At 75.5% G+C, this 26059-nt stretch carries 26 protein-coding genes; 19 read left to right on the top strand and 7 right to left on the bottom strand.

What is annotated here, in order from left to right:
* Nucleotides 1-29: 29 nt before the first annotated feature.
* The gene (locus ACIOFR_RS11120; RefSeq protein ID WP_400994874.1) at nt 30-1514 is read left to right on the top strand and encodes a S8 family peptidase; all 1485 of its coding nucleotides are present in this window, start codon (nt 30-32) and stop codon (nt 1512-1514) included.
* A 158-nt stretch (nt 1515-1672) separates the two neighbouring features.
* On the opposite strand, the gene ACIOFR_RS11115 is transcribed toward ACIOFR_RS11120, so the two are convergent.
* Nucleotides 1673-2566, bottom strand: coding sequence for a HipA family kinase (locus ACIOFR_RS11115; protein WP_400994872.1), 894 nt, complete (start codon nt 2564-2566; stop codon nt 1673-1675).
* Nucleotides 2567-2702: 136 nt separating this feature from the next.
* Here ACIOFR_RS11115 and ACIOFR_RS11110 point away from each other — a divergent pair, with 136 nt between their 5' ends.
* The 9 genes from ACIOFR_RS11110 (at nt 2703) to ACIOFR_RS11070 (ending at nt 13356) form a co-directional block, all read left to right on the top strand.
* On the top strand, nt 2703-3143 hold the full coding sequence (locus tag ACIOFR_RS11110; protein ID WP_400994869.1) for an SRPBCC family protein: 441 nt from the start codon (nt 2703-2705) through the stop codon (nt 3141-3143).
* A gap of 176 nt (nt 3144-3319) precedes the next feature.
* The gene (locus ACIOFR_RS11105) at nt 3320-4483 is read left to right on the top strand and encodes a glycosyltransferase (protein WP_400994867.1); all 1164 of its coding nucleotides are present in this window, start codon (nt 3320-3322) and stop codon (nt 4481-4483) included.
* 348 nt (nt 4484-4831) lie between these two features.
* On the top strand, nt 4832-6328 hold the full coding sequence (locus ACIOFR_RS11100) for a sugar transferase (RefSeq protein WP_400994865.1): 1497 nt from the start codon (nt 4832-4834) through the stop codon (nt 6326-6328).
* Between the two features lies 1 nt (nt 6329).
* Entirely contained in the window at nt 6330-7667 is a 1338-nt protein-coding gene (locus ACIOFR_RS11095; RefSeq protein ID WP_400994863.1) for an O-antigen ligase family protein, read from the top strand.
* Nucleotides 7664-9421 (top strand): lipid II flippase MurJ, encoded by a 1758-nt coding sequence (locus ACIOFR_RS11090; protein WP_400994860.1) that lies wholly within the window; start codon nt 7664-7666, stop codon nt 9419-9421. The genes ACIOFR_RS11095 and ACIOFR_RS11090 overlap by 4 nt, the downstream gene beginning before the upstream one ends.
* Nucleotides 9411-10211 (top strand): polysaccharide deacetylase family protein, encoded by an 801-nt coding sequence (locus ACIOFR_RS11085; protein WP_400994857.1) that lies wholly within the window; start codon nt 9411-9413, stop codon nt 10209-10211. The genes ACIOFR_RS11090 and ACIOFR_RS11085 overlap by 11 nt, the downstream gene beginning before the upstream one ends.
* The gene (locus ACIOFR_RS11080) at nt 10208-11449 is read left to right on the top strand and encodes a glycosyltransferase (protein WP_400994854.1); all 1242 of its coding nucleotides are present in this window, start codon (nt 10208-10210) and stop codon (nt 11447-11449) included. The genes ACIOFR_RS11085 and ACIOFR_RS11080 overlap by 4 nt, the downstream gene beginning before the upstream one ends.
* Before the next feature lie 66 nt (nt 11450-11515).
* Nucleotides 11516-12202 (top strand): lipopolysaccharide biosynthesis protein, encoded by a 687-nt coding sequence (locus tag ACIOFR_RS11075; protein WP_400994852.1) that lies wholly within the window; start codon nt 11516-11518, stop codon nt 12200-12202.
* A complete protein-coding gene (locus ACIOFR_RS11070) occupies nt 12199-13356 on the top strand; it encodes a GNAT family N-acetyltransferase (RefSeq protein WP_400994849.1) in 1158 nt (385 codons plus the stop codon). The genes ACIOFR_RS11075 and ACIOFR_RS11070 overlap by 4 nt, the downstream gene beginning before the upstream one ends.
* Here the strand turns inward: ACIOFR_RS11070 and ACIOFR_RS11065 are convergent.
* Nucleotides 13333-14463 (bottom strand): glycoside hydrolase family 26 protein, encoded by a 1131-nt coding sequence (locus ACIOFR_RS11065; protein WP_400994846.1) that lies wholly within the window; start codon nt 14461-14463, stop codon nt 13333-13335. The genes ACIOFR_RS11070 and ACIOFR_RS11065 overlap by 24 nt on opposite strands.
* 398 nt (nt 14464-14861) lie before the next feature.
* Here ACIOFR_RS11065 and ACIOFR_RS11060 point away from each other — a divergent pair, with 398 nt between their 5' ends.
* The 9 genes from ACIOFR_RS11060 to ACIOFR_RS11020 all read left to right on the top strand — a co-directional run bounded on the left by ACIOFR_RS11060 (nt 14862) and on the right by ACIOFR_RS11020 (nt 21934).
* Nucleotides 14862-15779 (top strand): hypothetical protein, encoded by a 918-nt coding sequence (locus ACIOFR_RS11060; protein WP_400994843.1) that lies wholly within the window; start codon nt 14862-14864, stop codon nt 15777-15779.
* Nucleotides 15780-16072: 293 nt separating this feature from the next.
* A complete protein-coding gene (gene abc-f, locus ACIOFR_RS11055) occupies nt 16073-17671 on the top strand; it encodes a ribosomal protection-like ABC-F family protein (RefSeq protein ID WP_400994840.1) in 1599 nt (532 codons plus the stop codon).
* 390 nt (nt 17672-18061) lie between these two features.
* Nucleotides 18062-18295, top strand: a complete 234-nt coding sequence (locus ACIOFR_RS11050) for a helix-turn-helix domain-containing protein (protein ID WP_400994838.1) — start codon at nt 18062-18064, stop codon at nt 18293-18295.
* Nucleotides 18296-18526: 231 nt separating this feature from the next.
* The gene (locus ACIOFR_RS11045; RefSeq protein ID WP_400994836.1) at nt 18527-19333 is read left to right on the top strand and encodes an enoyl-CoA hydratase/isomerase family protein; all 807 of its coding nucleotides are present in this window, start codon (nt 18527-18529) and stop codon (nt 19331-19333) included.
* A gap of 180 nt (nt 19334-19513) precedes the next feature.
* On the top strand, nt 19514-19993 hold the full coding sequence (locus ACIOFR_RS11040; RefSeq protein ID WP_400994834.1) for an Asp23/Gls24 family envelope stress response protein: 480 nt from the start codon (nt 19514-19516) through the stop codon (nt 19991-19993).
* A gap of 24 nt (nt 19994-20017) precedes the next feature.
* Nucleotides 20018-20209 (top strand): hypothetical protein, encoded by a 192-nt coding sequence (locus ACIOFR_RS11035; RefSeq protein WP_400994831.1) that lies wholly within the window; start codon nt 20018-20020, stop codon nt 20207-20209.
* Entirely contained in the window at nt 20209-20562 is a 354-nt protein-coding gene (locus ACIOFR_RS11030) for a hypothetical protein (protein WP_400994829.1), read from the top strand. The genes ACIOFR_RS11035 and ACIOFR_RS11030 overlap by 1 nt, the downstream gene beginning before the upstream one ends.
* Complete coding sequence (locus tag ACIOFR_RS11025; protein WP_400994827.1) at nt 20559-21299, top strand: DUF6286 domain-containing protein; 741 nt, start codon at nt 20559-20561, stop codon at nt 21297-21299. Before ACIOFR_RS11030 ends, ACIOFR_RS11025 begins: the two co-directional genes overlap by 4 nt.
* Nucleotides 21296-21934, top strand: a complete 639-nt coding sequence (locus ACIOFR_RS11020) for an alkaline shock response membrane anchor protein AmaP (RefSeq protein WP_400994824.1) — start codon at nt 21296-21298, stop codon at nt 21932-21934. The genes ACIOFR_RS11025 and ACIOFR_RS11020 overlap by 4 nt, the downstream gene beginning before the upstream one ends.
* Nucleotides 21935-21941: 7 nt before the next feature.
* Here ACIOFR_RS11020 and ACIOFR_RS11015 read toward each other — a convergent pair whose 3' ends face one another.
* From ACIOFR_RS11015 to ACIOFR_RS10995, 5 genes are all read right to left on the bottom strand, one after another.
* The gene (locus ACIOFR_RS11015) at nt 21942-22703 is read right to left on the bottom strand and encodes an SDR family oxidoreductase (protein ID WP_400994822.1); all 762 of its coding nucleotides are present in this window, start codon (nt 22701-22703) and stop codon (nt 21942-21944) included.
* 71 nt (nt 22704-22774) lie between these two features.
* On the bottom strand, nt 22775-23365 hold the full coding sequence (locus tag ACIOFR_RS11010; RefSeq protein WP_400994819.1) for a VanZ family protein: 591 nt from the start codon (nt 23363-23365) through the stop codon (nt 22775-22777).
* A gap of 63 nt (nt 23366-23428) precedes the next feature.
* On the bottom strand, nt 23429-24100 hold the full coding sequence (locus tag ACIOFR_RS11005; RefSeq protein ID WP_400994816.1) for a maleylpyruvate isomerase N-terminal domain-containing protein: 672 nt from the start codon (nt 24098-24100) through the stop codon (nt 23429-23431).
* A 29-nt stretch (nt 24101-24129) separates the two neighbouring features.
* Nucleotides 24130-24927, bottom strand: coding sequence for an SURF1 family protein (locus ACIOFR_RS11000; protein WP_400994814.1), 798 nt, complete (start codon nt 24925-24927; stop codon nt 24130-24132).
* Between the two features lie 32 nt (nt 24928-24959).
* Nucleotides 24960-25949 carry a DEDDh family exonuclease gene (locus ACIOFR_RS10995; RefSeq protein ID WP_400994811.1) on the bottom strand — a complete coding sequence of 330 codons (990 nt, stop codon included), beginning with the start codon at nt 25947-25949 and terminating at the stop codon, nt 24960-24962.
* Between the last annotated feature and the right edge of the window lie 110 nt (nt 25950-26059).

Genomic DNA, 26059 nt, shown 5'->3' with positions numbered 1-26059 from the left:
CACCACGAGACTCGGGAGGGCCATCCCCTATGAGACTTCCTCGGATACGTCGGGCGCGGCTCGCGGCGGCAGGTCTCGCGCTCGCCACCGCCGGCTCGATCGCGCTGCCGGCCGGCACCGCCGCGGCAGCCGGATCGGACGCTCCGGCGGCCGGGCCCCTGCTCAGCTATGTGGTGAACACCCAGGCCGACCACGGCCAGGTGAAGAAGGCCCAGAAGGAGATCACCAAGGCCGGCGGCACGGTGGTCTACGCGTACGAGCAGATCGGCGTGGTGATCGCCCGGTCCGCCGACACCGGCTTCGCGGCGAAGCTGCGGCACGTCCGCGGCATCGACTCGGTCGGCGCCAGCCGGACGGCCGGCATCGTCGCCGCCGACGTGGAGTCCACCGTGGAGCGGGTCTCCGCGGGTGCCACCCCGACCGACGGCTCCGAGCCGCTCTGGGCGAACCAGTGGGACATGCGGCAGATCGGCGTGGACAAGGCCCACGAGACCACCCTCGGCAGCCGCCGCGTCGTGGTCGGCGTGCTGGACTCCGGCATCGACGCCAAGCACGAGGACCTGGCCGCCAACGTGGACGCCTCGCTCTCCGCCTCCTGCATCGAGGGCGGCAAGCCGAACACCGACTACGCCGCCTGGCAGCCCACCACCAGCGACCACGGCACGCACGTGGCCGGCACCATCGCGGCCGCCAAGAACGGCAAGGGCGTCGAGGGCATCGCCCCGGGCGTCCGGCTGGCGGCGGTCAAGGTCGTCGACGACGGCGGTTTCATCTACCCGGAGTACGCCATCTGCGGCTTCGTCTGGGCCGGTGAGCACCACTTCAAGGTGACCAACAACAGCTACTACATCGACCCGTGGCTGTTCAACTGCAAGAGCGAACCCGACCAGGCGGCCGTCTCCACGGCCGTCCGCCGGGCGGTGGCCTTCTCGCAGCGCAACGGTGTCCTGAACGTCGCCGCCGCCGGCAACGAGAACTACGACCTGGCCCACAAGACCGTCGACCCGACCAGCCCCGACGACACCACCCCGGTCGAGCGCCCGATCGACGCCAACTGCCTGGTCCTGCCGACCGAGGTGCCCGGCGTCGTGGTGACCTCCTCCGTGGGCGTCAAGGGCGACAAGTCCTTCTACTCCACCTACGGCAAGGGCAAGGTGACGGTGGCCGCCCCCGGCGGCGACTCCCGCTACCAGCTGCCCGACACCCCCGACAAGAACGGCCGGGTGCTCTCCACCGTCCGCGGCGGATACGCCTACATGCAGGGCACCTCGATGGCTTCGCCGCACACCACCGGCGTGGTCGCGCTGCTGGCCTCCACCCACCCGTGGGCCGGCCCGGACGAGCTGCGCGCCATGCTCGTCCACCAGGCGGACCAGCACGCCTGCCCGGCGAGCTACGACCCGTCCGGCGACGGCGCGTGGAAGGCGGTCTGCGAGGGCAGCACCTCGAACAACGGCTTCTACGGTGCCGGTGTCATCAACGCGGCCAAGGCCGCGCAGTGGTGGCGCTGGTGATCCGGGACTGACGTCCCGGCTCACGCCGCAGCCCTCCGCCCCGCCCGGGCCCCGCGCCCGGGCGGGGTTCGCCGTTCACGGCCCGGCGGCAGGGCGCCGCCGGGCCCGCACCGGGCCGCCGCGCACAGGCCGCCGCCGGGCCCGCACCGGGCCGCCGGTCAGCCGATGTGCCGGCTCCAGTCGGCCTCCACGGGGGCCAGCCCGTGCCGGTTCGGCACCTGCTTGAGCCAGTCCGGCCGCGCGGCCAGGGTGGCCGCCGCCCGCTCGGCCTCCGCGGCCCGCTGCTCCTCCGGGGTGGCGAAGCAGGTCGGCAGCCAGGCGGCGGAACCGGCCGCCCGCGCCGCCAGCTGCGCCACGTACGCCGCTCGCAGCTGCGACTCGTCGGCGAAGCCGGGCTCGTCGGCCAGCCACTCGGACGGCACCAGGGCGACCACCTCCCGCAGCAGTTCCTCGGTGACCAGCGGCGCGAGCGCCGCGTCGGCGGCCCGGACGTCCGGCCGGTGGCCGCCGAGCGCGTGCGCGGCCATCGGGTAGGCCTTCAGCAGGGAGGCGGCGGCGCCGGACCAGCGGTGGTGGAAGACCAGCCCGGCGCCGTTGTCGATCAGCCACAGCCGGTCGTGCCAGACCATCAGGTTGGGGTTGGCGGTGGTGCGGTCCACGTTGCCGGTCAGCGCGTCCAGCCAGACCACCCGGCCGGCCTCGACGGGGTCGACGTCCAGGAGTCCGGGGCGGTAGTCGCGGGCGCCGGGGAGCAGGTCCATGCCCAGGTTGAGCCCGGCGCTGGCGCGCAGGATGTCCTGGATCTCCGGGTCCGGCTCGTCGGCCGCCACCGCTGGGTCGAAGTCCACCAGGACCAGCGGGGGGACCCGCAGCCCGAGCCGCCGGGCCAGCTCGCCGACGATCACCTCGGCCACCAGCGCCTTGCGGCCCTGCGCGGCGCCCGCGAACTTCACCACGTAGGTGCCCAGGTCGTCGGTCTCGACGACACCCGGCACCGAACCACCCGCGCGCAGCGGATCGACATAGCGGACTGCGGTCACCTGATCGAGCACCCGGCCAGCCTAACCCGCCGGTTCCGGGGGCCCGCGCGAATTCCGGGCCGGTTTGGGCGGCGGCCGGGCAGGTGGTTGGCTGGTGCGGATCACCGTGCGACGGCGATCGTCCGGACAGCAGAAGGAGAGCAGTCACATGGGCAAGGTGCAGGCCGGCACGGAACGCGTCTACCAGGCCACCCCCAAGCAGGTGTACGAGGCACTGGCGGACTACACCACCGTCCGTCCGCGGCTGCTGCCGGCGCAGTACAGCGAGTACGAGGTGCGGGCCGGCGGCACCGGCGCCGGGACCCAGGTGCACTGGCGGCTGCAGGCGACCGAGAAGCGCGTCCGGGACTGCCTGTTCACGGTGACCGAGCCGAGCCCCGAGAAGCTGGTGGAGACGGACGCCAACTCCACCATGGTGATCACCTGGACGGTGTCGGCGGTCGGCGAGACCGGCGCCCGGGTGAGCGTGGAGGCGAGCTGGCAGGGCGCCACCGGCATCGGCGGCTTCTTCGAGCGGACCTTCGCCCCCAAGGGCCTGAACCGGATCCACGACGCGGTGCTCGCCAAGCTCGCGGACGAGCTGGCCTGACCCACCGGCGACCGCACCGGCCCGCCCCGGCCGGTGGGTCCGCCAGGCCCGTACGCCCGTACGCCGCCGGGGAACGCCCGTGCGACCGGCGTGCCGTACGGGTGGCCCGGTTCCCCGGGACGGGTGAAGCGACCCCGGCCCGGGCCCCGCGCCGACCTAGGCTCACGGCCGTGCGCATGACGATCCTTCACATCTCGCAGCCCGTGGACGGCGGAGTCGCCCGGGTGGTGGTGGACCTGGTCCGTGGCCAGCGGGAGACGGGCTGCCGGGTCCTGGTGGCCTGCCCGCCCGGCGGCCGGCTGGCCGCCGGGGCCGCCGCCGCCGGGGCCGAGGTGCTGGACTGGCCGGCCGGCCGCTCGCCGGGCCCGGCCACCCTGGGGGAGGCGGTGCGGCTGCGCAGGATCGTTCGCGGGGCCGCCCCCGACGTCCTGCACCTGCACAGTGCGAAGGCGGGCCTGGCGGGCCGGCTGGCCGTGCGGGGCGCGGTGCCCACGGTGTTCCAGCCGCACGCCTGGTCCTTCGCCGCCGTCGGGGGGCCGATGGCCGCCGCCACGGTGGCCTGGGAGCGGTTCGCCGCCCGCTGGGCCCGGGTGCTGCTGTGCGTCAGCGAGCAGGAGCGGGTGGACGGGGTGGCCGCCGGGGTGGACGGTGACTGGCGGGTGGTGCCCAACGGGGTGGACGTGCGCCACTTCGCCGCGGCCGACGCCGCCGCCCGGCGGGCCGCCCGCGCCGGGCTGGGCCTGGATCCCCGTTCCCCGCTCGCGGTCTGCGTCGGGCGGCTGTGCCGGCAGAAGGGGCAGGACGTGCTGCTGGACGCCTGGTCCGAGGTGGCGGCCCTGGTGCCGGCGGCCCGGCTGGCCCTGGTCGGCGGCGGGCCGGACGCCGACCCGCTCGCGGACCGGGTGCGTGCGCTGCCCGATCCGTCCCGGGTGCTGCTGGCGGGCGACGTGGGCGACCCCAGGCCGTGGCTGGCGGCGGCCGACCTGGTGGTGCTCCCGTCGCGCTGGGAGGGGATGGCGCTGGCCCCGCTGGAGGCGATGGCGACGGGCCGCCCGGTGCTGATCTCGGACGTGCCGGGGGCCCGCGAGTGCCTGCCGCCGGGGGAGGCGGCGGCCGCCCTGGTGGCCCCGGGCGACCCGGCCGCCCTGGCCGCACGGATGGTGCGGGCGCTGACCGATCCGGTCGGGTGCGAACGCCGTGGCGCGCTGGCCCGCGCGCACGTGGTCGAGCGGCACGACATCCGGGAGGTGGTCCGGCAGGTGGCCGCCGTGTACGGCTCGCTGCGGCCGGGAGCGGTGGTGCCCGTGGGGCGTGCGGCCCGTGTCCCGGAGCGCTCCTGATCGTTTCTCAGACCGTGAACGCGTGCCGCGACGGTGCTGCCGTGTCCGCGCCTGACCCACAGGGCTGAGGGTTGACATCCGACAGTCCGACTAATGGGCGGGTGGCGGACGTGGCACGTCAACTCCCCGTCGTGCAGGCAGCGTTCGCTAATGTCTGATTTTGCCTGTTTCGTTCCCGTTTCTCCTGGTAGACCCCCGCGAGGTCGACCGGGGAGACGGCCGATAGCCGCCCGAGGCAGCAGGTGCTTACCCGGACCGCGTCCACCGGGCCGGGATCGCCGTGCCGGCGCGACCCCGGCTCCGGCTGTCCCGCCACGGCGGGTGAACAGCAGGGGAGTTCGTGCGCAGATGACCATTGACCACGAGAGCGGGCCGCGGCCGGGCAGCTCCCTGCCGGCGCCGCGGCGGCTCGCCACCGGGCTGCTCGACCGGCCGTCGGGTGCCCGCACCCGCTCCGCGCCGAGCCTCGGCCGGCACCGCAGGCCGTTCCGCTCCCGGGCCGTCCTGCCGCTCTCGCTGGTCGCCGTCGACAGCCTCGCCGTCTACGGCGCCCAGGCCGGCACCGCCGCCCCCGGCCTGCACCCGCTGGCCGGCGCCGCCGCGGTGCTCCCCCTGCTGCTGCCGCTCAACCTCGCCGGCGGCCTCTACCGCAACCGGCTCAGCCTCTCCGCCCTGGACGAGGTGCCCGCCCTCGCCGCCCGGTCCGCCGTGGCCACCGCCTTCGCGGTCACCCTGGCCGGCTGCCTGGACGGCCACTGGCCCGGCTTCGGCCCCGCCACCCCGCTGCGGCTCGCCGCCCTGGTGGCCGGCATCCTGCTGCTCGCCACCTGCGGCCGGGGGATCGCCTACCACCTGCTGCGCAAGGCCCGCCGCCGCCGCCCCAGCCCGGTGCTGGTCCTGGGCGCGGGCCAGCTGGGCCAGCGGATCGCCGCCGCCCTCACCGAACGCCGCGAGTACGGGCTGCGCCCGGTCGGCTACGTCGACCCCGACCCGGTGCTGCTCGCCGACGACGCCCGGCTCCCGGTGCTCGGTGGCCGCGAGGTGCTGGAGCGCGAGATCCGCCGCCGGCGCATCCACCACGTGGTGGCCACCGAGGGCGCCGCCGACGAGGCCGAGACCGCCGCCGCCCTGCGCGAGGCCGCCCGGCTCGGCTGCCAGGTCTGGCTGGTGCCCGCGCTGCGCGAGTACGGTCCGCTCGGCCGCTTCCCCACCGACCACCTGTACGGCTTCCCCTGCCTGCCGCTGGCCCGCTCGGCGATGCGCCGCAGCGGCTGGCCCGCCAAACGCGCCCTGGACATCGCCGCCGCCGGCCTCGGCCTGCTCACCCTCTCCCCCCTGCTGGCCGTCTGCGCGGTGGCCGTCCGCTTCGACACCGGCCCCGGCGTGCTCTTCCGCCAGCAGCGCACCGGCCTGGACGGCAAGGTGTTCACCGTCCTCAAGTTCCGCACCCTGCGCCCCAGCAACGAGCACGAGTCCGCGACCCGCTGGAACATCTCCCAGGACCACCGGATGGGCGCCGTCGGCCGCCTGCTGCGCCGCAGCTCGATGGACGAACTGCCACAGCTGTGGAACGTGCTGCGCGGCGACATGAGCCTGGTCGGCCCCCGGCCCGAGCGCCCGTACTTCGTGATGCGCTTCGGCCAGGCCTACCCCGAGTACGCCGACCGCCACCGGGTGCCGGTCGGCCTGACCGGCCTGGCCCAGGTGAACGGGCTGCGCGGCGACACCTCGATCGAGGACCGGGCCCGCTTCGACAACCGCTACATCGAGGGCTGGAGCCTGTGGCAGGACGCCAAGATCCTGCTCCGCACCGCCGCCCTGATGCTGCACCCGGACGGGAGCTGAGATGGCGTTCACCCTCCAGCGGCCCGCCCCGGCCGCGGGCCCGGCCCTCCGCCGGGCGGCCGCGATAGTGACCGCGCGGCCCAGCCTGCTGGCCGCCGCCACCATCCTGCTGGTCTGCCTGCCGACCGGCGAGAAGGACGTCACCGCGGCCGTCCACATCACCGCGGCGGACCTGGCCTCGCTGGCCCTCGTCGCGGTCACCGCGCTGGACCTGCTGCGCGGCCGCACCCGCCGGCTGGACTGCACGGCCGCGCTGCTCCTCGGCGGCATCGTGCTGGCGGCCGCCGCCGCCACCCTCACCTCGATCGACCCGGCCGCCAGCGTCACCGGCTTCGTCCGGCTGGTGCAGGTCTTCGTCCTCGTCCCCGCCGCCGTGGTGTGCGCGCTGCGGGACGGCCGGGACCAGCGGATCGTGCTCGGCTCCTTCGTCGCCGCCGCGCTGGTCCAGGGCGTGGTCGGCGCCCACCAGTACCTCACCCGCACCGGCGCCTCCTACACCGGGCAGCCGATCCGGGCGGTCGGCACCTTCGGCGCGCTGGACATCATGGGGATGTCCACCGTGGTCAGCTTCGGGCTGCTCGCCGCCACGGCGCTCGCCCTCGGGGAGCGCGGACCGGGCGGCGACCGCCGGCTGCGGCTGGCGATGACCGGCGCCGCCGCCTTCCTGCTCTTCCCGCTCGCCGTCTCGTTCAGCCGCGGCAGCTGGATCGCCTGCGCGGTCGCCGCCACCGTCCTGCTGCTGCGCGCCGACGCCCGCCTCGCGGTACGGTCCGCGGTGCTCGCCGCGGCGGCCGCCGTGGTGCTGGTCGGCGGCCTCGGGCTCGGCGCCTCCGGCGTCACCGACCGGCTCAGCAGCATCGGTTCGGTCTCCGCCGCCCCCGACCAGTCGGTCAGCGACCGCTACGACCTGTGGACCACCGCCGGACGGATCTGGCAGGACCACCCGGTCACCGGAGCCGGCCCGAAGGCCTTCCAGCGGCTGCGCGACAGCCACGCCCCGCTGCGGCTGTCCTCCGGCAGCGACGCCGCCGACGCGACCATCGGCTTCCAGCGCGAACCGCTGCTCTCCCCGCACAACATGTACTTCCTGGTGCTCAGTGAGCAGGGCCTGGTCGGCGTCGTCGCCTACCTGGCGCTCTTCCTCACGCTGCTGACCGGCTGCCTCCGCCGGCCCGGCGGCCCGGCCCTGGCGGCCCTCGCCCTGCTCGCCTGGGTGAGCGTCGACTACCTGTACGCCGACATCGGCGGCACCACCACGGTGCTCACCTCGGTGGTGCTGGGCCTCGCCGCCCGGTCCGCCCTGCCCGGACCGGACTCCCGCGGAGCGTACGCCGAATGACCACCGACCGACCCGCCCGAGCGGTCGTCGCGGGGATCCCGCCGGCCCGCTCGGTCGACCCGGAGCCACCGGGCCGGCCGCATCCGCCGGGCCCGCCCGGTCCGGCCCACGCCGCGCCGGGCCGCCGGGGCTTCCTGGCCAAGGCCTTCGGGGTCACCGCCCTGCTCAGCGCGGCCGGTTCGGCCTGCGGGCTGCTGCGCGACCTGCTGCTGGCCCGCTACTTCGGCGCCGACCAGGGCACCGACGCCTTCCTGGTCGCCTGGACGGTCCCCGAGACGGCCGCACCGCTGCTGATCGAGGACGCGATGGCCTTCCTCATGGTGCCGGCCTTCAGCCTGGCCCTGGTGCTGCGCGAGGAACGCCCCCACGGCCCGGACCCGGTAAGGCAGTTGATCCGCGCCACGCTGCCCTGGCTGCTGCTCGCGCTGTGCGCCGTGTCGGCCGCGGCCGCGCTCGGTGCCCCGCAGCTGGTCGCCCTGCTCGCCCCCGGACTGGCCGACCCCGCCCTCGCCGTCACCTGCACCAGGATCACGGCCTTCACGGTGCTGCCGTTCGGCGTGGCCGGCTACCTCGGCTCGGCGCTGCGCGCGCACCACCGGTTCACCGCACCCGCCGCCATCTACGTCGCCTACAACCTCGGCATCCTCGCCGTCCTGCTGACCTGCCAGGCGGCCTGGGGCGTGCGCTCGGCCGCGCTCGGCGTCGTCCTCGGCAGCCTGCTGATGGCCGGCGTCCTGGTCGGGCCGTTCCTCGGCCGGCTGCGCGCCGGTCGCCGCGGCCCGGTCCGCCGCCGGACCCCGGGCCAGGGCCTGGTGCTGATCCCGCTGGCGATGCTGCCGGTGGCGGCCTTCACCCTCACCCGCCAGGCGCAGGTCTTCATCGAGCGCTACCTCGGCTCCGGCCTCCCCCCGGGCACCATCTCGCACCTCAACTACGCCGCCAAGGTCTCCCAACTCGCCATGACGGCAGGCATCCTGATCGTCACGGTGACCTTCCCGCTGGTCGCCAGGGCCCTCGCCGCCGGGGATCTGAAGGCCGCCCGCGACCGGGTCGAGAAGGACCTCGGCCAGGCCACCGCCGTGGTGCTGCTGGGCACCGCCTTCCTGATGGCCTGCGCCCCCTCGGTGGTCGCCCTGCTCTTCCAGCGCGGCGCCTTCGGCCCGCACGACACCGCCGCCACCGCCGCCGTCATCCGGGTCTACAGCTTCGGGCTGCCGGCCCAGGCGATGATCGGCGTGCTGGTCCGGCCGTTCTTCTCGCTGCGCCCGGTGGTCCGCCGGGCCGACGACCCGCGGAGCGACGACGGCGGCCGGCGGCTGCTCGACTGGTACCCGGTCGCCGCGATGGCCTTCGGGCTGCTGGTCACCGTCGGGGTCGGCCTCACCGCCACCGCCCGCTACGGCGCGCTCGGCCTGGCCGCGGGCAACGCGGCCGGCATCACCACCACGGCCGCCCTGCTGCTGCACGGACTGCTGCTCCGCGGCATCGCGCTGCGCCTGCGCCGGGTGCTCGCCGGCCAGGCCCGGTTGCTGGCCGCCGCCGTGGCCGCGGCCGCGGTCGGCGCCCCGGCCGCCGGGCTGTCCGAGAACCCGCTGGTGTCCACGCTGCTCGGCGGCGCCGCCGTGGTCCTCGCCTTCGCCGCGCTCGGCGCCGCGCTCGGCGCCGCCGAGGTGCGCGGCCCCGTCCTCGCCCTCGCCCGGGCGCTGAACCCCCCTGCCACGGCCGCTGAAGGGAAGCTGCCCCATGGACGCTGAACTCGCCCGGCATCCGCACCGACCGGCCCTGCCGGGGCCCACCGGGCCGGCGCCCTGGATCCTGATGTACCACTCGGTGGCCGACGAGGAGGAGGACCCGTACCTGCTCACCGTGAGCCCCCGGCGGTTCGCCGCCCAGATGGACTGGCTGCACCGCACCGGCCGGCGCGGCGTCAGCGTCCGCGAACTGCTGCACGCGCAGGCCCGCGACGACGCCGCCGGCCTGGTCGGCCTGACCTTCGACGACGGGTACGCGGACTTCGCCCGGCACGCCGTCCCGGTGCTCCGCGAGTTCGGCTTCAACGCCACCGCGTACGTGGTGCCCGACCTGCTCGGCACCGAGAACGGCTGGGACAGCGAAGGCCCGCGCAAGAAGCTGCTCACCGTCGGGCAGGTCACCGAACTCGCCTCCGCGGGCTGGGAGATCGGCTCGCACGGCCTCGGCCACCAGGCGCTGCCCGGACTGACCGCCGAACGGCTGGCCACCCAGTGCCGGGAGAGCCGCCGGGCTCTGGAGGAGCTGGTCGGCGGCCCGGTCACCGGCTTCTGCTACCCGTACGGCGCGGTGGACCTGCCCGCCACCCTGGCCGTCCGGGACGCCGGCTACGACTACGCCTGCGCGATCCAGCACTCCCCGCTCACCGGCCGGTTCGCGCTGCCGCGCTGCTACGTCGGCGACCGCGACGGCGCGCTGCGGCTGCTGGCCAAGGCCGGCCGGCACCGCCTGCGCGACGCCGTCACCGGGCTGCGCCGCTCCACCCCGGTCCGCCGGCGCGGGGAGTCCTCGTGAAGGTCCTGCACGTGATCACCGGCCTCGCCTCCGGGGGCGCCGAGCGCCAGCTCCTGCTGATGCTGCGCCACCTGCCCCGCGAGCACCACTGCGAGGTGGCCACCCTCACCAACCCCGGCACGGTGGCCGCCGCGCTGCGCGCCGACGGCGTCACCGTGCACGACCTCGCGATGCGCGGCAACCGCGACCTCGCCGTGCTGCCCCGGCTCGTCCGGCTGATCCGCTCCGGCGGCTACGACCTGGTGCACACCCACCTCTACCGGGCCGGCCTGTACGGCCGGCTGGCGGCCCGGCTGGCCGGGGTGCGGCCGGTGGTCGCCACCGAGCACTCGCTGCACGCCGGGGTGATCGAGGGCCGCCCCACCTCCCGGGGCGTGCGGGCGCTCTACCTCGCCGCCGAGCGGCTCGGCAGCGTCACCGTCGCGGTCTCCGGCCAGGTCGCCGGCACCCTCGCCGACTGGGGCGTGCCGGCGGACCGCGTCCAGCTGCTGCCGAACGGGATCGACGCCGCCGCGTACCTGCTGCCGACCGCCTCCCGGGCCGCCCTGCGGCAGACCGTCCGCACCGACCTGGGCCTGCCGCAACAGGCCTGGGTGGTCGGCGGGGTGGGGCGGCTGGTGCCGGGGAAGCGGTTCGAGGTGCTGGTCGACGCGCTGGCCGCGCTGCGCGCCGAGGCCGATCGGCACCCCGCGCTGCGCGAGCCCCGGCTGCTGCTGGTCGGCGCCGGCCCCGAGCAGGCCGCCCTGGAGCAGCGCGCCGAACGGCTCGGCGTGCGCGGCGCCGTCCGGTTCACCGGTGAGCGCGAGGACGTGCCGGACGTGCTCACCGCGATGGACGTGCTGGCCGCCCCCTCGGCCGGGGAGACCTTCGGGCTGACGGTGCTGGAGGCGCTCGCGGCCGGCCTCCCGGTCCGGCACAGCGCCTGCCCGGCGCTCGACGAGCTCGACCCGCGGGCCGCCCCCGAGGCGGTCCGACTGCCCTCCGAGGCGGCCGCCTACACCGCGGCGCTGCGCGAGCTGTGGGCCCGGCGCAGCGCCGCGCTGCCGCAGCCGCCGGCCGTCCGGCACTACGACATCGCCCGGATCGCCGCCGAGCTGGGCCGGCTCTACGACCGCGTCGGCCGCGCCGCCGACGGCCCGCCCGCCCGCAGCCCACGCGCCGACGGCCCGCCCGCGGGGAGCCGGCGTGCCGACAGCCCGTCCGTACGCGCCCGCCGGGCCGTCGCCGGCCGGGTCTGAACCAACCAACCGCCAGTCCGCAGCGGCCCGGTGGCACCACCGCTGCGTCGATCCAAGGAGCTACCGATGTCCGATCTGCGCCTCAGCGCCCGTGCGCTGGCCCGCCGCTGGTGGCCGGTGGCCGTGGCCGTCCCGCTGGGAGCCCTGGCCGGGGCCGGCTACGCGGCGGTGGTGAGCCCCTCGTACGCGGCCGACTCGTACGTGGTGGTGGTCCCGGAGCGAGGGGGGGACGGCGCCGCCGCGGTCAACTTCGCGCAGGCGTACGGCCGGCTGGCCGGCCAGCCGCAGGTGCTGGCCGGAGCGGTGGCCGAGACCGGGCACACGGTGGCCGCGCTGGGCGGCCTGGTCAGCGGCACCACCTCGCCGGACGCCCCGGTGATCGACATCACCGGCACCGGGCCGCGGCCGCAGGACGCCGTCCGGGCGGCCGACGCCGTGGCCAGGTCGCTGATCACGTTCGCCAACACCAGCAGCAAGGAGACCGGCGTCCGGCTGGTGCCGCTGGCCGCCGCCGCCGAACCGGAGAAGCCGTCCACGCCCTCCGCCCAGCTGGACACGGCCGTCGGCGGGGCGGCCGGCCTGCTGGTCGGCGCGCTGGTGATGATGACCCGCCGCCGGGCCGGCGCCGCCCCCGCCGAGGAGGGCACCGCCCCCGTCCCGCCCCGCCCGCGCGGCGCCACCGCCGGGGACCGGGACACCGAGGACGCCGGGAGCGCCGGCCGGCCGGCCGGCAGTGTCGGGAGCCCCCGATGACCACCGAGGCGACCGCGGTCGGCCTGCCCGCGCAGGGCGCCGCCCCCCGTTGGACGGCCGAGGTCCACCGGGCCGACGACACCCTCGACCTGCTCGCCGGGGAGTGGGACGCGCTCGCGGCGCGCTGCCGCACGGCGACCTCCTTCCAGGCCGCCGGCTGGCTGGCCTCCTGGTGGCGCCACTACGGTCGGCCCGGCCACCTGGTGGTGGTGCTGGTCCGCCGGGACGGCCGGCTGGTCGGCGCCGCCGCGCTGCGCCGCCGCGGCCGGTTCGGCGGGCTGACCAACCTCGGCGGCGGCCTGGTGGACTTCACCGACGTCCTGCTCGACGACGGCTGCGCCGACCGCGCCGCCGCCGAGCTGGCGGCCGCCCTGCCGCTGCGCCGCCCCTGGCACAGCCTGGAGCTGCACGAGGTGCGTCCGGACGCCGCCGTCCAGCTGCTCTTCGGCGCCTGGCGCGGCCGCCGGCACCGTTTCGAGGACTCGCTCTGCCAGTACCTGCCCGCCGTGCCGATGGAGGAGTTGCTGAAGCGCCTGCCCGGGAAGACCGCGCAGCGCAGCCGGGTCAAGCAGCGCAAGATCGCCGAGGCCGGGGTGGTGGTCAGGTCGACCGCCCCCGAGGAGGTGCCGGAGGCCGTCCGGGCGCTGCTGCGGCTGCACGTCCTGCAGTGGCAGGACCGCGGCGTGACCCCCGAGCACCGGACGGAACGCTTCGCCGCCCACCTGACCGACTCCACCACCGCCCTGGTGGCCGGCGGCCGGGCCGCCATGCACCGCTACTGGCTGGACGGCGAGCTGGTCGCGGTCAACCTGCTGGTGCTCTGCCCCTCCTTCGGCGGCCTCTACATGTACGGCGCGCACCCGGCGCTGCGCGAGCGGCTGGACATCGCCGGACTGCTCTTCGGGGTGGCGCTGGACGAGGTCAGGGAGGCGGGCATCCCGGTGCTCAGCCTGCTGCGCGGCCAGGAGCCGTACAAGCAGCGCTGGCGCCCGGACCGGCTGCACAACCAGCGGCTGGTGCTGGGCCCCGGCCGACTGGCCCCGTTCGCCGCGGCCCGGGCGGGCCGGGTGCGGCTGCGCGGGGTGGTGGTGGGCGTGCTGCGCAGCCGGATGCCGCGGCTGAAGGCGGCGCTAGTCGCCCGCGGCCTGCGCTGACGCCGTCTGCGCCGGCTCCGCCTGCCCGGGCGCGCCCGCCGGCCGGCCGGCCGCGGCGCCCGACGGCGTGCCCTGCGAGCCGGACATCAGCTGCTGGTAGCGCGCGGCCGACCTCGGGTTCTGCCCGCACTGCCAGAAGCCGTGCGGGCAGTAGTCGGTGACGGTCTGGTAGGCGGTGTCGTGGGTGCGCATCCACTCCACCATCCTGGTCACGAAGACCGGGTTGTCGCCGTTGCGGAACAGCCCCCACTCGGGGTACGAGACCGGCTTGCCGCGCTTGGCGGCGAACTCGACCTGGTCCTGCAGCCCGTACGGCTCGGCGACGTAGTCGTCGAAGGTGGCGCCGGCCGGCTGGTCGTAGCTGTCCATCCCGATGATGTCGACCACGTCGTCGCCGGGGTAGCAGTGCGTCCACGGGACGGCGTCCAGGCCGCGGGTCGGGGTGAAGTCGAACGCGAAGTGCTGGCCGGGCACCGAGCGCATCACCCCGACGATCCGGCGCCAGTAGGCCTTCCACGTGGTCGGGTCGGGCTTGCAGCGGCTGGTGTAGGTGACACCGTTCATCTCCCAGCCGAGGGTGATCACGGTGTCCCCGCCGCCGAGGGCGACCAGCTGCCGGGCCAGCTTCAGGAAGTGTGCGTCGAACTCGCCCTTGTTGCCGCGGGCCAGCAGCCCGGCGACCTCGGCGTCCGGCACCCCGGCCTCGTTGGGCACCAGCATCGGGACGCCGAGCACCAGCCGGCGGGCCGGGTCCGCCTGCCGCCACTGCGACCACAGGCCGAGCACCGTCGTCTCGCCCTCGACGTCGTTCCACCCGTTGCCCGCCAGGTAGGTGTGGCCGACCTGCATGTTGGCGCCGTTCAGCCAGCGGGCCATCGCGGCGATGTTCGGGATGTAGCTGTCCCAGGAGCCGACGAAGGCGCCGAACGGCACCTCGTGCCGGGCCCGTTGCACCTCCGGCCGGGGCGCCGCGCCGCGCGGCCGGACCACGTCCGAGGAGAGTGCGGCGTGCCGCCCGGTCTGGCTCAGCGGCGTGCCGGACGGGACGCTCGCGGTGGTGACCAGAAGCAGCGCGGAGGCGGCCAGCGTGAGGCGGCCGAGTCGCATGGGGCTCTCCAGACGGGCGGGGAAAGGCTCACCCGACAGTACGGCCACGAGCCGTCATAAAAGCCCCATTTCACTCCAAAGTGGCAGTTCGCACTGGCGTGCGGCGGCGCCGGGGCGAGGGCATCGCCGCCGACCGTCGGCCGCCGGGCCCGGATCCCCCGCCGGCCCTGAACCTGCGAGGTGTCCAGCGGTGCATCGTCGTCGAACTGCATCCTGTATCACCTCTGTAACAGTCCGTCCAGCGTGCCGAAGGGCGGATCAGCCGCGGGCCGGACGAACGGCCCGCTGACAACCGCAGGTGAGCGGTGGCGCACCGGCGTGCCGCGGGGCCGGTCACCCGCCCGGGGGCGCGGCCGCGTCGAGCTGACGGACATCCGTGCGGGGGGTACGCTCCGCCCGTGTCCTGGAATCCGCTGCGCAGCCTCTCCCCCCGCTCGGCCCTGCCCGCCGTCGCCGTCCTGCTGGTGCTCGGTGCGGGCGCGGCCGCGCACGCCAACCGGCCGGTGCCGTTCGGCGACCGGGTGGCCGAGCCCGGTGGCGCGGACGCCAGCCCGGTGGGCGCGCAGTCGCTGGACACCGGCGGGCTGGAGCTCAAGGTCGGGCCCGGCCTGGAGGCCTACGACCCGTCCACCGGCGAGCACCTGTGGTCCTACCGCCGGGAGGGCGCGACCGCGCTGCACCTGGCGATGGCCGGCGAGAACGCCGTGGTGGTCTGGGACGACGGCATGATCACTTCGGTCCGTCCGAGCGACCACTCGGTCCGCTGGCACCGGGCCGTACCGGGCCTGGCCGACTGGCTGCGGGCCGACGCCGAGCCCGGCGCCGCAGACCGGACCGAGACCGAACGCCGCGCGACCGCCGTCAAGCGGGCCGCCGCCGCGCTCCAGCCGGCCTCGGTCGCCGAGGCCTGGGTGGCGATCGTCACCCCCTCGCTGACCATGGGCTTCCGCGACCGCGACGGCGACCTGCGGTTCAACTCGCGCCCGCAGGCCGGCTGCACCTTCGACCCGCTGCGCACCGTGCACACCGACGACGCCGTCCTGGCGCCGCGCACCTGCACCACCGACGGCCTCGGCCGGGCCCTCCCGGGCGGGATCAGCGTGTTCGAGCTGGACGGCGGCCAGACCGCGATGCTCAACGCCGGCCCGGACGTGGCGCTGCGCCGGGTCGACGGCTACCGGGTGGCCATCGACGACGGCCCGATCGTGGGCACCCACGTCTTCGACACCCGCAGGGGCGCTCCCGAGACGGTCTGCGGCGCCACCCCGGCCCCGTTCGCCGCGGTGCCGGCCAAGGACTCCTGCCCGCGGCCCTGACCGCCCCCGCTCCGCACCCTGCCCCCGCTCCGCACCCTTCGCCGCTCCCGAACCCTTCGCCGTTCCGGTACCGCTGCCCCCGGCCCCGCGCAGCGGCCGGTGCCCGCCGGTGCCCGCCCGCGCTCCCCACCGGGCTCGCGGCGGCGCCCGGTAGACTGGTCGGCATGGCTGTTCTCCTCGGGCATTAGCGCCGCCCGGCCGGGCCCCCGACGGGCCGGGCCGCCGATCGCGTGTGTCGCCCCACCCCGCCCGGCAAGCCGAGCCATGCCCACGTCACAGGAGTATTCCCAGCCATGATTTCCGCCACCGCCCTTGAGCTGCGCGCCGGCGCCCGCATCCTGATCGAGTCCGCCAGCTTCCGGATCGCCCCGGGCGACCGGATCGGACTGGTCGGCCGCAACGGCGCCGGCAAGACCACCCTCACCAAGGTGCTGGCCGGCGAGGGCCTGCCGGCCGGTGGCACGGTGACCAACTCCGGCCAGGTCGGCTACCTCCCGCAGGACCCGCGCACCGGCGACCTCGACGTGCTGGCCCGCGACCGGATCCTCTCCGCCCGAGGCCTCGACACCGTGCTGAAGAAGATGCGCGAGAACGAGGACCGGATGGCGAACGGCAAGGGCGCCACCCGCGAGAAGGCGATGAAGAAGTACTCCGCCCTGGAGACGGAGTTCCTCACCAAGGGCGGCTACGCGGCCGAGGCCGAGGCCGCCACCATCGCCGCGGCGCTCGGCCTGCCGGACCGCATCCTCGGCCAGGAGCTGCACACCCTCTCCGGCGGTCAGCGCCGCCGGGTCGAGCTGGCCCGCATCCTGTTCTCGGACGCCGACATCCTGCTGCTGGACGAGCCGACCAACCACCTGGACGCCGACTCGATCGCCTGGCTGCGGGACTTCCTGAAGACCTACAAGGGCGGCTTCATCGTCATCTCGCACGACGTCGACCTGGTCGAGACCGTCGTCAACAAGGTCTTCTACCTGGACGCCAACCGCGCGGCCATCGACGTGTACAACATGGGCTGGAAGCAGTACAAGCAGCAGCGCGAGGACGACGAGAAGCGCCGCAAGCGCGAGCGCGCCAACGCCGAGAAGAAGGCCGCGACGCTCAACTCGCAGGCCGACAAGATGCGGGCCAAGGCGACCAAGACCGTCGCCGCGCAGAACATGGCCCGCCGGGCCGAGAAGCTGCTGGCCGGCCTGGAGCAGGTCCGCGTCTCGGACAAGGTCGCCAAGCTGCGCTTCCCCGACCCGGCCCCGTGCGGCAAGACCCCGCTGACCGCCGAGGGCCTGTCCAAGTCCTACGGCTCGCTGGAGATCTTCACCGACGTGGGCCTGGCGATCGACCGCGGCTCCCGGGTGGTCATCCTCGGCCTCAACGGCGCCGGCAAGACCACCCTGCTGCGGATGCTCGCGGGGGTCGAGGAGCCGGACACCGGTGAGGTGGTCGCCGGCCACGGCCTGAAGATCGGCTACTACGCGCAGGAGCACGAGACGCTCGACCCCGAGCGCTCGGTGCTGGAGAACATGCGCTCGGCCGCCCCGGACACCGACCTGGTGCAGATCCGCAAGATCCTCGGCTCCTTCCTGTTCTCCGGCGACGACGTCGACAAGCCGGCCGGCGTGCTCTCCGGCGGCGAGAAGACCCGGCTGGCGCTCGCCTCGCTGGTGGTCTCCAGCGCCAACGTGCTGCTGCTCGACGAGCCCACCAACAACCTCGACCCGGCCAGCCGCGAGGAGATCCTCGGCGCGCTGCGCTCCTTCACCGGCGCGGTGGTGCTGGTGACCCACGACGAGGGTGCGGTGGACGCGCTCCAGCCGGAGCGGATCATCCTGCTGCCCGACGGCGTCGAGGACCTCTGGAGCCCGGCGTACCACGACCTGGTCTCGCTCGCCTGAGCCACCGGCCCCGCCCGTACCGACGGTGCCGGGCCCGTCCGGCGGCGGTACGGCCGCCGGGACGGGACCGGACGGCGGGTAGACGCCGGATCCGCTGTCCGGCGGAGAAGAACTCAGCTTCGACCCGTCCCGGGAATCCCCGAGCGGGGGATTCCGTTTGACCCAGCCCCGCCGCGGTTTGCGGCGGGGCTGCCCGTGCTGATCAGCAGATTCATCACCTGTGGCGCGGAATGCGGGGGGCGCGTGCACCCTGTGTGAGCGCCCTTGTGCGGAGCGAGCACCACCGGCAGACTGCGCTTTCCCGGTATCGACCTTGTCGAATGGGTGGCCAGGAGCCTGGCTATGGGTGATCATGGGAATCTGACCGAGCACAGCTACGAGGAGGCACGGGTGGCCGAGACTCTGAAAAAGGGCAGCCGGGTGACAGGTGCCGCGCGTGAGAAGCTCGCGGCCGATCTGAAGAGGAAGTACGACTCCGGGGCGAGCATTCGCGCGCTCGCGGAGGAGACGGGCCGCTCCTACGGCTTCGTGCACCGCATGCTGAGCGAGTCCGGAGTGAATCTCCGCGGCCGCGGCGGTGCGACGCGTGGCAAGAGCAAGGCTACTGCCGCTGCAGGTTCCTGACTCTCCATCACATCAGCCGGCGGTTTTTGCCCGGGCCGCCGTTCCGGTACTGCGCGAATGGGCGCGGCACACAGCAGAACGCGCAGTCGACAGTTCCAGACGCATCGGCGGACGGGTTTCCCGGGCCGCCGATCGTCATTTCCGGAAGCCTCCCGAAGTCGACCCTGTCGACTTGTCCGGCACTTTGTTACTCTCCAGTAGGTTAATTGCCCCTTCGCTGGAGGTACCCCTATGACCGCGCCCGCAGCCCACCCCGACTCGCAGCAGTGGGAAGAGGCCGGAGTCCGCCTGGAGCTCGACGGCGAGCTGGCCCTGGTGACGCTCTGTCACCCCAAGCGCCGCAACGCCCAGAGTCCCGCGATGTGGCGGGCGCTCGCCGCGGCCGGCCGCAGCCTGCCCGGGACCGTCCGGGTGGTGCTGCTGCGCGCCGAGGGCGTCTCCTTCTCCGCCGGGCTCGACCGGGCGATGTTCACGCCCGAGGGGATCCCCGGCGAGCGCACCTTCCTCCAGCTCGCCGCCGCCGAGGACAAGGACCTGGACGAGGCCATCGCCGGCTACCAGGAGGCCTTCACCTGGTGGCGCCGGCCGGACCTGGTCAGCATCGCGGCCGTCCAGGGCCACGCCGTCGGCGCGGGATTCCAGCTCGCCCTCGGCTGCGACCTCCGGGTGGTCGCCGACGACGTCCAGTTCGCCATGAAGGAGACCTCGCTCGGCCTCGTCCCCGACCTGGCCGGCACCAAGCCGCTCACCGAACTCGTCGGCTTCGCGCGGGCGTTGGAGATCTGCGCGACCGGCCGCTGGGTCGGCGCGGAGGAGGCCGTGGCCACCGGCCTGGCGAACGTCGCGGTGCCCGCCGCGGAGCTGGACGAGGCCGCCCGGGACCTGGTCGCCGCCCTGCTGGCCGCCCCCCGCAGTGCGGTCACCGAGACCAAGGCCCTGCTCCAGGGCGCGGCCGGCCGCTCCTACGACGAGCAGCGGGCCGCCGAGCGGGCCGCCCAGGCCCGCCGGCTGCGCGACCTGGCCGGCCTCGGCGACTGAGCCCCCGGCTGTCCGGGCCCCGCCCCCCGATCCATCGGGGGCGGGGCCCGACCGTTTCCGGGGCCGGGCGGGGCCGGGCGGGGCCGGGCGGGGCTCGGTGCGACGCGCGGGGCTGTGGGCGAAATGTCATCGTTGAGACCGATGTGCGATATAGCTGGATCGCGACCCCAGGAGACCGCCATGCCGCAGACCCCGACCCCCGCCGACCTCCAGAAGAGCACCTCCGAGCACGGCGCCGGCGGCACCGTGACGCCCGAACGCGGACGCACGGCGATGGCGGTCGGCGTGATCGAGAAGATCGCCGGGATGGCCGCCCGCGAGGTCTCCGGCATCCACGCGCTCGGCTCCGGCTTCTCGCGGACGTTCAGTGCGATGCGGGACCGCGTTCCCGGCGGGAAGTCGAGCATCGGCCGCGGCATCAAGGCCGAGGTCGGCGAGCGGCAGACGGCGATCGACATCGCCCTGGTGGTCGAGTACGGGGTGGTCATCCCCCGGCTGGCGGCCGAGGTGCGGGAGAACATCATCGCGGCCGTGGAGCGGATGACCGGCCTGGAGGTGGTCGAGGTCAACATCGCCGTCAACGACGTGCACCTGCCCGACGAGCCGGACGAGGTCGAGGAGGAGCCCGCCTCCTCCGGCAGCCGCCCGCGGGTCCAGTAGGAACGGCCGGACGAGGAGGAGCGGATGAATCTGGCGTTGGCGGGCATGCTGGCGGGGATGGCCCTGGGCTTCGCCGGGTACTTCGGCGGCTTCGCGGCCTTCCTGCTGGTCGCCGCCCTGGGCGCGGTCGGCTTCGTGCTCGGCCGGGTACTGGAGGGCGACCTGGACCTGCGCGACCTCGGTGATCTGCTGCGCAGCCGCGACCGGCGGCGCTGATGGCCTCGCCGATCTCCGCCGGCGCCCTGCCCGTCCCCGCCCGGCGGGGCGAACTGCGCATCGCCGACCGGGTGTTCAACCAGATCGCCGCGCGGGCGGTGCAGCGGGAACTGGCCGGCCGGTGGGCCGGCCGGAGCGGGCCCGGAGCCCCGCCCCGGGTCTCGGTCCGGATCCTGCACGGGACGGCGGAGCTCACCCTCCACCTGGAACTGCCCTTCCCGGCCGACCTGGCGGCCCTCGCCCGCGCGGCCCGGGAGGCGGCGGCCGCCCAGGTCTCCGGGCTGACCGGCACCCCGGTGGGCGAGGTCACCGTGCTGGTCGAGCGGCTGCTGCCGGCCGGAGGCGGCCGGTGAGCACCGAGAACGGCCCGGCCGACGACGGTCCGGTCGGGAAGGGCCCGGCCGAGGAGGGGCCGGTCGAGGACGGTCCGGCCGGGGACCGCCCGGCGGCGGAGCCGTCCGTCGAGGAACCGGCGACCGGGCTGCCGCCGAAGCCCGTCGCCCCGCGCTCACCGCGGACCGGGCTGACCAGTGTCGTGGTGGTGACCGTCCTGGTGCTCGCGGGGGCGCTGCTCTACGACCTGATCACCGTCCGGACCGGCCATCCGGCGAGTGCCTGGCGGGCCCGGGTGGCCCGGGAGCTGGCGGACCGGCGACTGGACGACACCTGGGTGCTGGCCGGCGCGGGCGTCGCGGTGCTGCTCGGGCTGCTGCTGCTCTGGCAGGCCTTCGCGGCCGGGCAGCGGCGGTGGCTGCCGCTGCGGGTGCCGGGGGCGTTGATCGACCGTGCGGGGGTTGCCGCGCTGATCTCGGACCGGGCGACCGGGCTGCCGCAGGTGCGGTCCGCGAAGGTCCGGGTCGCCCGGGGCCGGACCCGGGTCCGGATCACCGGCGCGGCGGATCCGGCCGGCGTCCAGAAGGTGCTGCGCGCGGAGCTGGCCCTGATCCCGCTGGCCCGGCCGCACCGGCTCGACGTCCGCACCCGCGGGCCGCACCCGCACGACCGGCACCACCCGCGTCCCACCGACCGGCAGCCGCCGGCGAACCAGCCCCAGAGCGGGGAGCACCCGCAGGAGGAGGCCCGGCCGTGAGCCGAACCGCCGTCAACCGGACCGTGCTGGCCGTGGTCGGGGTGCTGCTGCTGGGCGGCGGGCTGCTGGTGCTGGCCGGCGGTCTGGACCTGTACGCCCGGGTCCACCTCTCGATGCCGCGCCGGTGGCCCCTCCTCGCCCCCGACCACCCGCTGCTCGGCGAGGCCGCCCGGACCCGCTGGGTGCACCGGGCCTGGTGGTGGCCGGTCGCGATCGCCGTCCCCGCGCTGATCGTCGCCGGCGCCCTGGGGTGGCTGTTCACCCAGCTGCGCCGGACCGGGCCCGGCTCGCTGGAGCTGGCCCCGCCGGCGGCCGCGACGACGGTACGGGTGCGGGCCGACGCGGTCGAGGACGTGCTGGAGACCGGTACGGTCGCGCTGCCCGGGGTCGAGCGGGTCACCGTCCACCTTGCGGGCCGCCGCGGGCGTCCGGTGGTGGTCCGGGCGGCGGTCCGGCTGGAGCCGGGCGGCTCCCCGGCCGCGCTGCTGGCGGGCTACTCGGCCGGACCGCTGGCCCAGCTGCGCAGCAGCCTCGGCCTGCACGACCTGCGGTCCGAGCTGCGGCTGCGGGTGTCGGGCCGGAGGCGTCCGGCCCGGACCCGCGGCCGCAGCCGGCGCAGTCCCCGGGTGGTCTGACGGCGGATCAGAGGGCGCGCAGCGCGCCGCCGTCCACCGGGACCATCACGCCGGTCAGGTAGGAGGCGGCGGGGGAGAGCACGAAGGCCGCGACCCGGCCGAACTCCTCCGGCCGGCCGTAGCGGCCGAGCGGGATCGTCGCTGCGGCGCGGTCCCGGGCGGCCTGCGGGTCTCCGCCGAGTGCGTCCAGCTCGCGCAGCCGGTCGGTGTCGATCCGTCCGGGCAGCAGGCCGAGCACCCGGATGCCGCGGGGACCGAGCTCGTTGGCGAGCGACTTGGCGGCCATCGCGAGACCGGGGCGCAGGCCGTTGGAGATGCCGAGGCCGGCGATGGGCTCGCGGACCGACCCGGACAGCACGAAGGCGATCGCGCCGCCCTCGTCGAGCGCGGCGGCCGCGGCCCGGGCGATCCGCAGGGCGCCGAGGAAGACCGACTCGAAGGCGCCGCGCCAGGCGTCGTCCTCGATCTGCGAGACCGGGCCCGCTCCCGGGCCGCCGACGCTGACCAGCACGCCGTCGAGCCGGCCGAACCGCTCGCGGGCCGCGCCGACCAGCCGGTCGGCGGTGGTGGGGTCGCCGTTGTCGGCGACCACGCCGTGGGCGTGCTCGGGGCCGCCGAGCGCGTCGACGGCCGCGGCCACCGACTGCTCGGTCCGGCCGCTGAGCACCACCCGGGCGCCTTCGGCGATCAGCTCCCGGGCGGAGGCGAAGCCCAGTCCGCGGGTGGCGCCGGTGACTACGTACACCTTCTGGTGAAGTCCGAGATCCATGAGGGCCATCCTGCCCGGTCCGCCGCCCGGTGCGGAACGCCGCTCAGGTCCCGCCGTGGGCGGTACGCCGCTCAGGTCCCGCCGTGGGCGGTGCGGCGGTCGGCGGTGCGGCGGTCGGCGGCGCGGCGGCGGGCACGGACCAGGACCCGGGCGACCGGGCCGGCCAGCGCGCCCAGGGCCAGGCCCAGGGCCAGACCGAAGTAGTTGTCCAGCAGGTCCTGGCCGTCGCAGGCGCGGCCGAGCGCCGGGATCGCGTACTGCGTGGACTCCACCGCGAACGGGATCAGTGCGGCGACCGAGCCGGCCGCGACCCGGCGCCCCCAGGTGCCGGCCAGCGCGGCGGTCAGCCCGAGCGGCACGAACAGGGCCACGTTCAGGCTGCTCTGGGTGGCGGTGAACAGCTCGGCCAGCGGGTGCGGGCCGACCCGGTCGAAGGTGCACTGCCGGACGGCGTACCTGGCGTTGGCCCACAGCGGCAGCCGGGTGTCCGGCAGCAGGGTGAGGGTGACGATCCCGCCGAGGGCGAGCACCAGCAGGAAGCCGGCGGCGCGGTGGGCGCGCAGCAGGCGGCCCACCGGTCGGCTCAGCAGGACGGCCAGCAGCAGCGAGCAGAGCACACCGGGCCAGAACAGCGGGGAGGCACTGAGAACGGCTTCGATCACACCGGTTCCGACGCGGCCGGACGTCCGTTCGGTTGCCCGGTCGGCCCGCGGACGGTTCGGGCGCTACCGCCGCGGGCGGCTGTCCCAGCGCCAGGAGGTGAGGCGGGGCCGGCCGGGCAGCTCGCCGCGGCCGGTGGCCCACAGCAGGGTCGGCCAGGGCTCGGTGCCGGCGGGGGCGTCGGGGAAGAGCCTGGTCAGCACCCGGCCACAGAGGTCCGCGGGTGGGGCCCAGGTCAGGCCGAGCCCGCGGGCCAGGTCGTCCAGGTGGACCAAGACCTCGACCACGCCCATCGCGGCGAAGCCCTCCGGGTCCGACGTGCCGAACGGGTGGTGGCCGAGGCGTCCGACGGGAGTGGCCCGGACCACGGCGGACAGCAGCCCGCCGCCGGCGTCGAGCACCCTGAGCAGCCCGTCCGGCCCGGCCGTCCGGTCGGCGGCGACGGCGTTGCGCGGGCCGCCCTCGCGGCGGGCGGAGACCTCGAACGGGACGTACCCGTCCAACTGCGGCTGAGCGGTGGTCAGTTGCGCCGCGTAGCAGAACAGGTCGTCGGCGAGGTGCTCGGTGGTCTCCCAGCAACTCCACGCCAGCGGCCCGGCGGGGGCGTCCCAGCCGGCCGGGTCGGCCCCGCGCAGGGTTTCGAGCGCCAGCGCGACGGCGAGGTCGACATCGGCGGCGGTGACGGGCGAGGTGGGCGAGGTACGTGAGGCGGGCGTGCCGGGCGGATTCGGTGACATCCGTCGAGTCTGTCCCGGATCCACGGAACCTACGCGTCGACGAGTTCCGGTTCGGCGGCGGACCCGGCCTCGGCGGCGCGCTCCCGCGCCTCGCGCCTGGCCATCACCACCAGCCCCACCGGTACCAGGCCGCAGAACAGCCACCACTGCACCGCGTAGGCCATGTGCGGCCCGATGTCCGAGTGGTTGGGCTCGGCGAGCAGCACCGGGCCGTCGGCCGGCTGGGGGGAGGTGGAGACCAGCTCCAGGTACCCGCCGAGCACCCGTTCACCGCTCGCCGCGGCCTGCTGGCCGCCGTTGATCAGCTTGAACTGCCGGTCGGGCAGCCCGCCGCGGTCCCGGATCCCGCTGCTCGCGGTGGTCTCGTCGGCCCGCATCCGGCCGGTCACCGTGACCTCCCCGGCCGGGGTGGCCGGGACCTTCGGGTAGCTGGTGGCGTCCGTGCCCGAGTCCACCCAGCCGCGGTTGACCAGGACCTCGCCCCGGCCGTCCGCGAGCTCCAGCGGGGTGACCACGAAGTAGCCGATGCTGCTGCCGCCGGGCTCGGTGCGCCCGCGCACCACGAACTCGTGCGCCGGGTCGTACCGGCCCGTGGCGGTGACCGCCCGCCAGGTCAGCTCGGTGGGCACCACGAAGCCGGGGGAGCCGGAGAGCGTGTCGAAGGGCACCGCGGGCGAGGTCAGGCTGTGCGCGATCAGCTCGTTGCGGGCGACCCGGGCCTCGTGCCGGTGCAACTGCCAGAAGCCCAGCCGGATCATGGCCGGGATCAACAGCAGAGCGATCAGGGTGATGAACGCCCAGCGCCGGGAGAGCAGAAAACGGTACACACCCGGCACGCTACGCCCACCTCACACGCACGTCAGACACCGGGGTGCGGCACGACCTCGCGCAGCAGCTGGAGGAAGGCGTCCTCGCCGACCACCGGCGTGCCGTGCTCCCGCGCCTTGCGCGCCTTGCCGCTCCAGCTGCCCGGCTCGTTGGTCACCAGCAGGCTGGTGAGCCGGCTCACCGAGCTCGCGATGTGCAGCCCCGCCTCGATCGCACGGTCCTCCAGCAGCTCCCGTTCGGTCGCCGTGTCGCCGGTGATCGCCACCCGCATGCCCTGCATCAGCGGCCGCCCGTCCACCCAGCGCCCCGGGTTCGGGTACGGGCACGGCGGACGCTTCCGGCCGGGCCGGTACGAGGAGCTCCACGAGCCGCGCTGCGGGGCCGGGGTCTCCTCGCCGAGGTCGGTGACGGCGACACAGGCGGTCAGCGGCAGCGGCAGGCCGGCCGTGCGGGCCATCCGGAGGCTCGGGCGGAAGATCTCCGCCAGCACCCGGGCGTCGTCCAGGGCGTTGTGCGCCTGGCGCTGCTGGACGCCGAAGTACTCGGCGAGCGAGGAGAGCTTGCCGTTGGGCAGCGGCAGGGCGAGGTCGCGGGCCAGCACCATGGTGCAGATCCGCTGCTCGACGGGGGCGCGCAGCCCGGCCCGCGCGTACTCGCGGGAGATCATGTTCCAGTCGAAGAGCGCGTTGTGGGCCACCATCACCCGGCCGTCCAGCCGGGCCGCCAGCTCCGCGGCGATCTCCGGGAAGGTGGGCGCGCCGGCCAGCACCGCGCTGGTCAGCCCGTGGATCCAGACCGGTCCCGGGTCCCGCTCGGGGTTGACCAGGGTGTACCAGTGGTCCGTCACCTCGCCGTGCTGGTCGAGCTGGTAGACACCGGCCGAGATGACGCGGTCGGAGCGGCCGAGCCCGGTGGTCTCGACGTCGACGACGGCGAAGCCCGGGCCGTGCTCCTCGGTGCGCTGCGCCGGGAACGGAACAGGCAGGGCGGAGCCGTCCCACGGTGACTGGATCGCGTGCATGGTGCACCAGCTTAAGGGCCGTCACCGCCCGCGGTGGCCGATCCGTGCCGAGCGGTGGCGTGCACCACACCCCGGAATAGAGTGGGCGCCGGAGCGGTCGTACTACCGGT

This window comes from Kitasatospora sp. NPDC088346 (assembly GCF_044740765.1).
Lineage (GTDB): Bacteria > Actinomycetota > Actinomycetes > Streptomycetales > Streptomycetaceae > Kitasatospora.
Note: the sequence above shows the minus strand (reverse complement) of the source record. Positions and strands in the feature narration are given on the sequence as shown.

What these genes read in the sequence shown, in the direction of transcription:
- ACIOFR_RS11095 (WP_400994863.1), top strand. Translation starts at nt 6,330, where the DNA reads ATGGCGTTCACCCTCCAGCGGCCCGCCCCGGCCGCGGGCCCGGCCCTC.
- ACIOFR_RS11120 (WP_400994874.1), top strand. Translation starts at nt 30, where the DNA reads ATGAGACTTCCTCGGATACGTCGGGCGCGGCTCGCGGCGGCAGGTCTC.
- ACIOFR_RS10995 (WP_400994811.1), bottom strand. Translation starts at nt 25,949, where the DNA reads ATGCACGCGATCCAGTCACCGTGGGACGGCTCCGCCCTGCCTGTTCCG.
- ACIOFR_RS11070 (WP_400994849.1), top strand. Translation starts at nt 12,199, where the DNA reads ATGACCACCGAGGCGACCGCGGTCGGCCTGCCCGCGCAGGGCGCCGCC.
- abc-f (WP_400994840.1), top strand. Translation starts at nt 16,073, where the DNA reads ATGATTTCCGCCACCGCCCTTGAGCTGCGCGCCGGCGCCCGCATCCTG.
- ACIOFR_RS11090 (WP_400994860.1), top strand. Translation starts at nt 7,664, where the DNA reads ATGACCACCGACCGACCCGCCCGAGCGGTCGTCGCGGGGATCCCGCCG.
- ACIOFR_RS11045 (WP_400994836.1), top strand. Translation starts at nt 18,527, where the DNA reads ATGACCGCGCCCGCAGCCCACCCCGACTCGCAGCAGTGGGAAGAGGCC.
- ACIOFR_RS11100 (WP_400994865.1), top strand. Translation starts at nt 4,832, where the DNA reads ATGACCATTGACCACGAGAGCGGGCCGCGGCCGGGCAGCTCCCTGCCG.
- ACIOFR_RS11105 (WP_400994867.1), top strand. Translation starts at nt 3,320, where the DNA reads ATGACGATCCTTCACATCTCGCAGCCCGTGGACGGCGGAGTCGCCCGG.
- ACIOFR_RS11015 (WP_400994822.1), bottom strand. Translation starts at nt 22,703, where the DNA reads ATGGATCTCGGACTTCACCAGAAGGTGTACGTAGTCACCGGCGCCACC.
- ACIOFR_RS11110 (WP_400994869.1), top strand. Translation starts at nt 2,703, where the DNA reads ATGGGCAAGGTGCAGGCCGGCACGGAACGCGTCTACCAGGCCACCCCC.
- ACIOFR_RS11075 (WP_400994852.1), top strand. Translation starts at nt 11,516, where the DNA reads ATGTCCGATCTGCGCCTCAGCGCCCGTGCGCTGGCCCGCCGCTGGTGG.
- ACIOFR_RS11005 (WP_400994816.1), bottom strand. Translation starts at nt 24,100, where the DNA reads ATGTCACCGAATCCGCCCGGCACGCCCGCCTCACGTACCTCGCCCACC.
- ACIOFR_RS11030 (WP_400994829.1), top strand. Translation starts at nt 20,209, where the DNA reads ATGGCCTCGCCGATCTCCGCCGGCGCCCTGCCCGTCCCCGCCCGGCGG.
- ACIOFR_RS11035 (WP_400994831.1), top strand. Translation starts at nt 20,018, where the DNA reads ATGAATCTGGCGTTGGCGGGCATGCTGGCGGGGATGGCCCTGGGCTTC.
- ACIOFR_RS11065 (WP_400994846.1), bottom strand. Translation starts at nt 14,463, where the DNA reads ATGCGACTCGGCCGCCTCACGCTGGCCGCCTCCGCGCTGCTTCTGGTC.
- ACIOFR_RS11040 (WP_400994834.1), top strand. Translation starts at nt 19,514, where the DNA reads ATGCCGCAGACCCCGACCCCCGCCGACCTCCAGAAGAGCACCTCCGAG.
- ACIOFR_RS11085 (WP_400994857.1), top strand. Translation starts at nt 9,411, where the DNA reads ATGGACGCTGAACTCGCCCGGCATCCGCACCGACCGGCCCTGCCGGGG.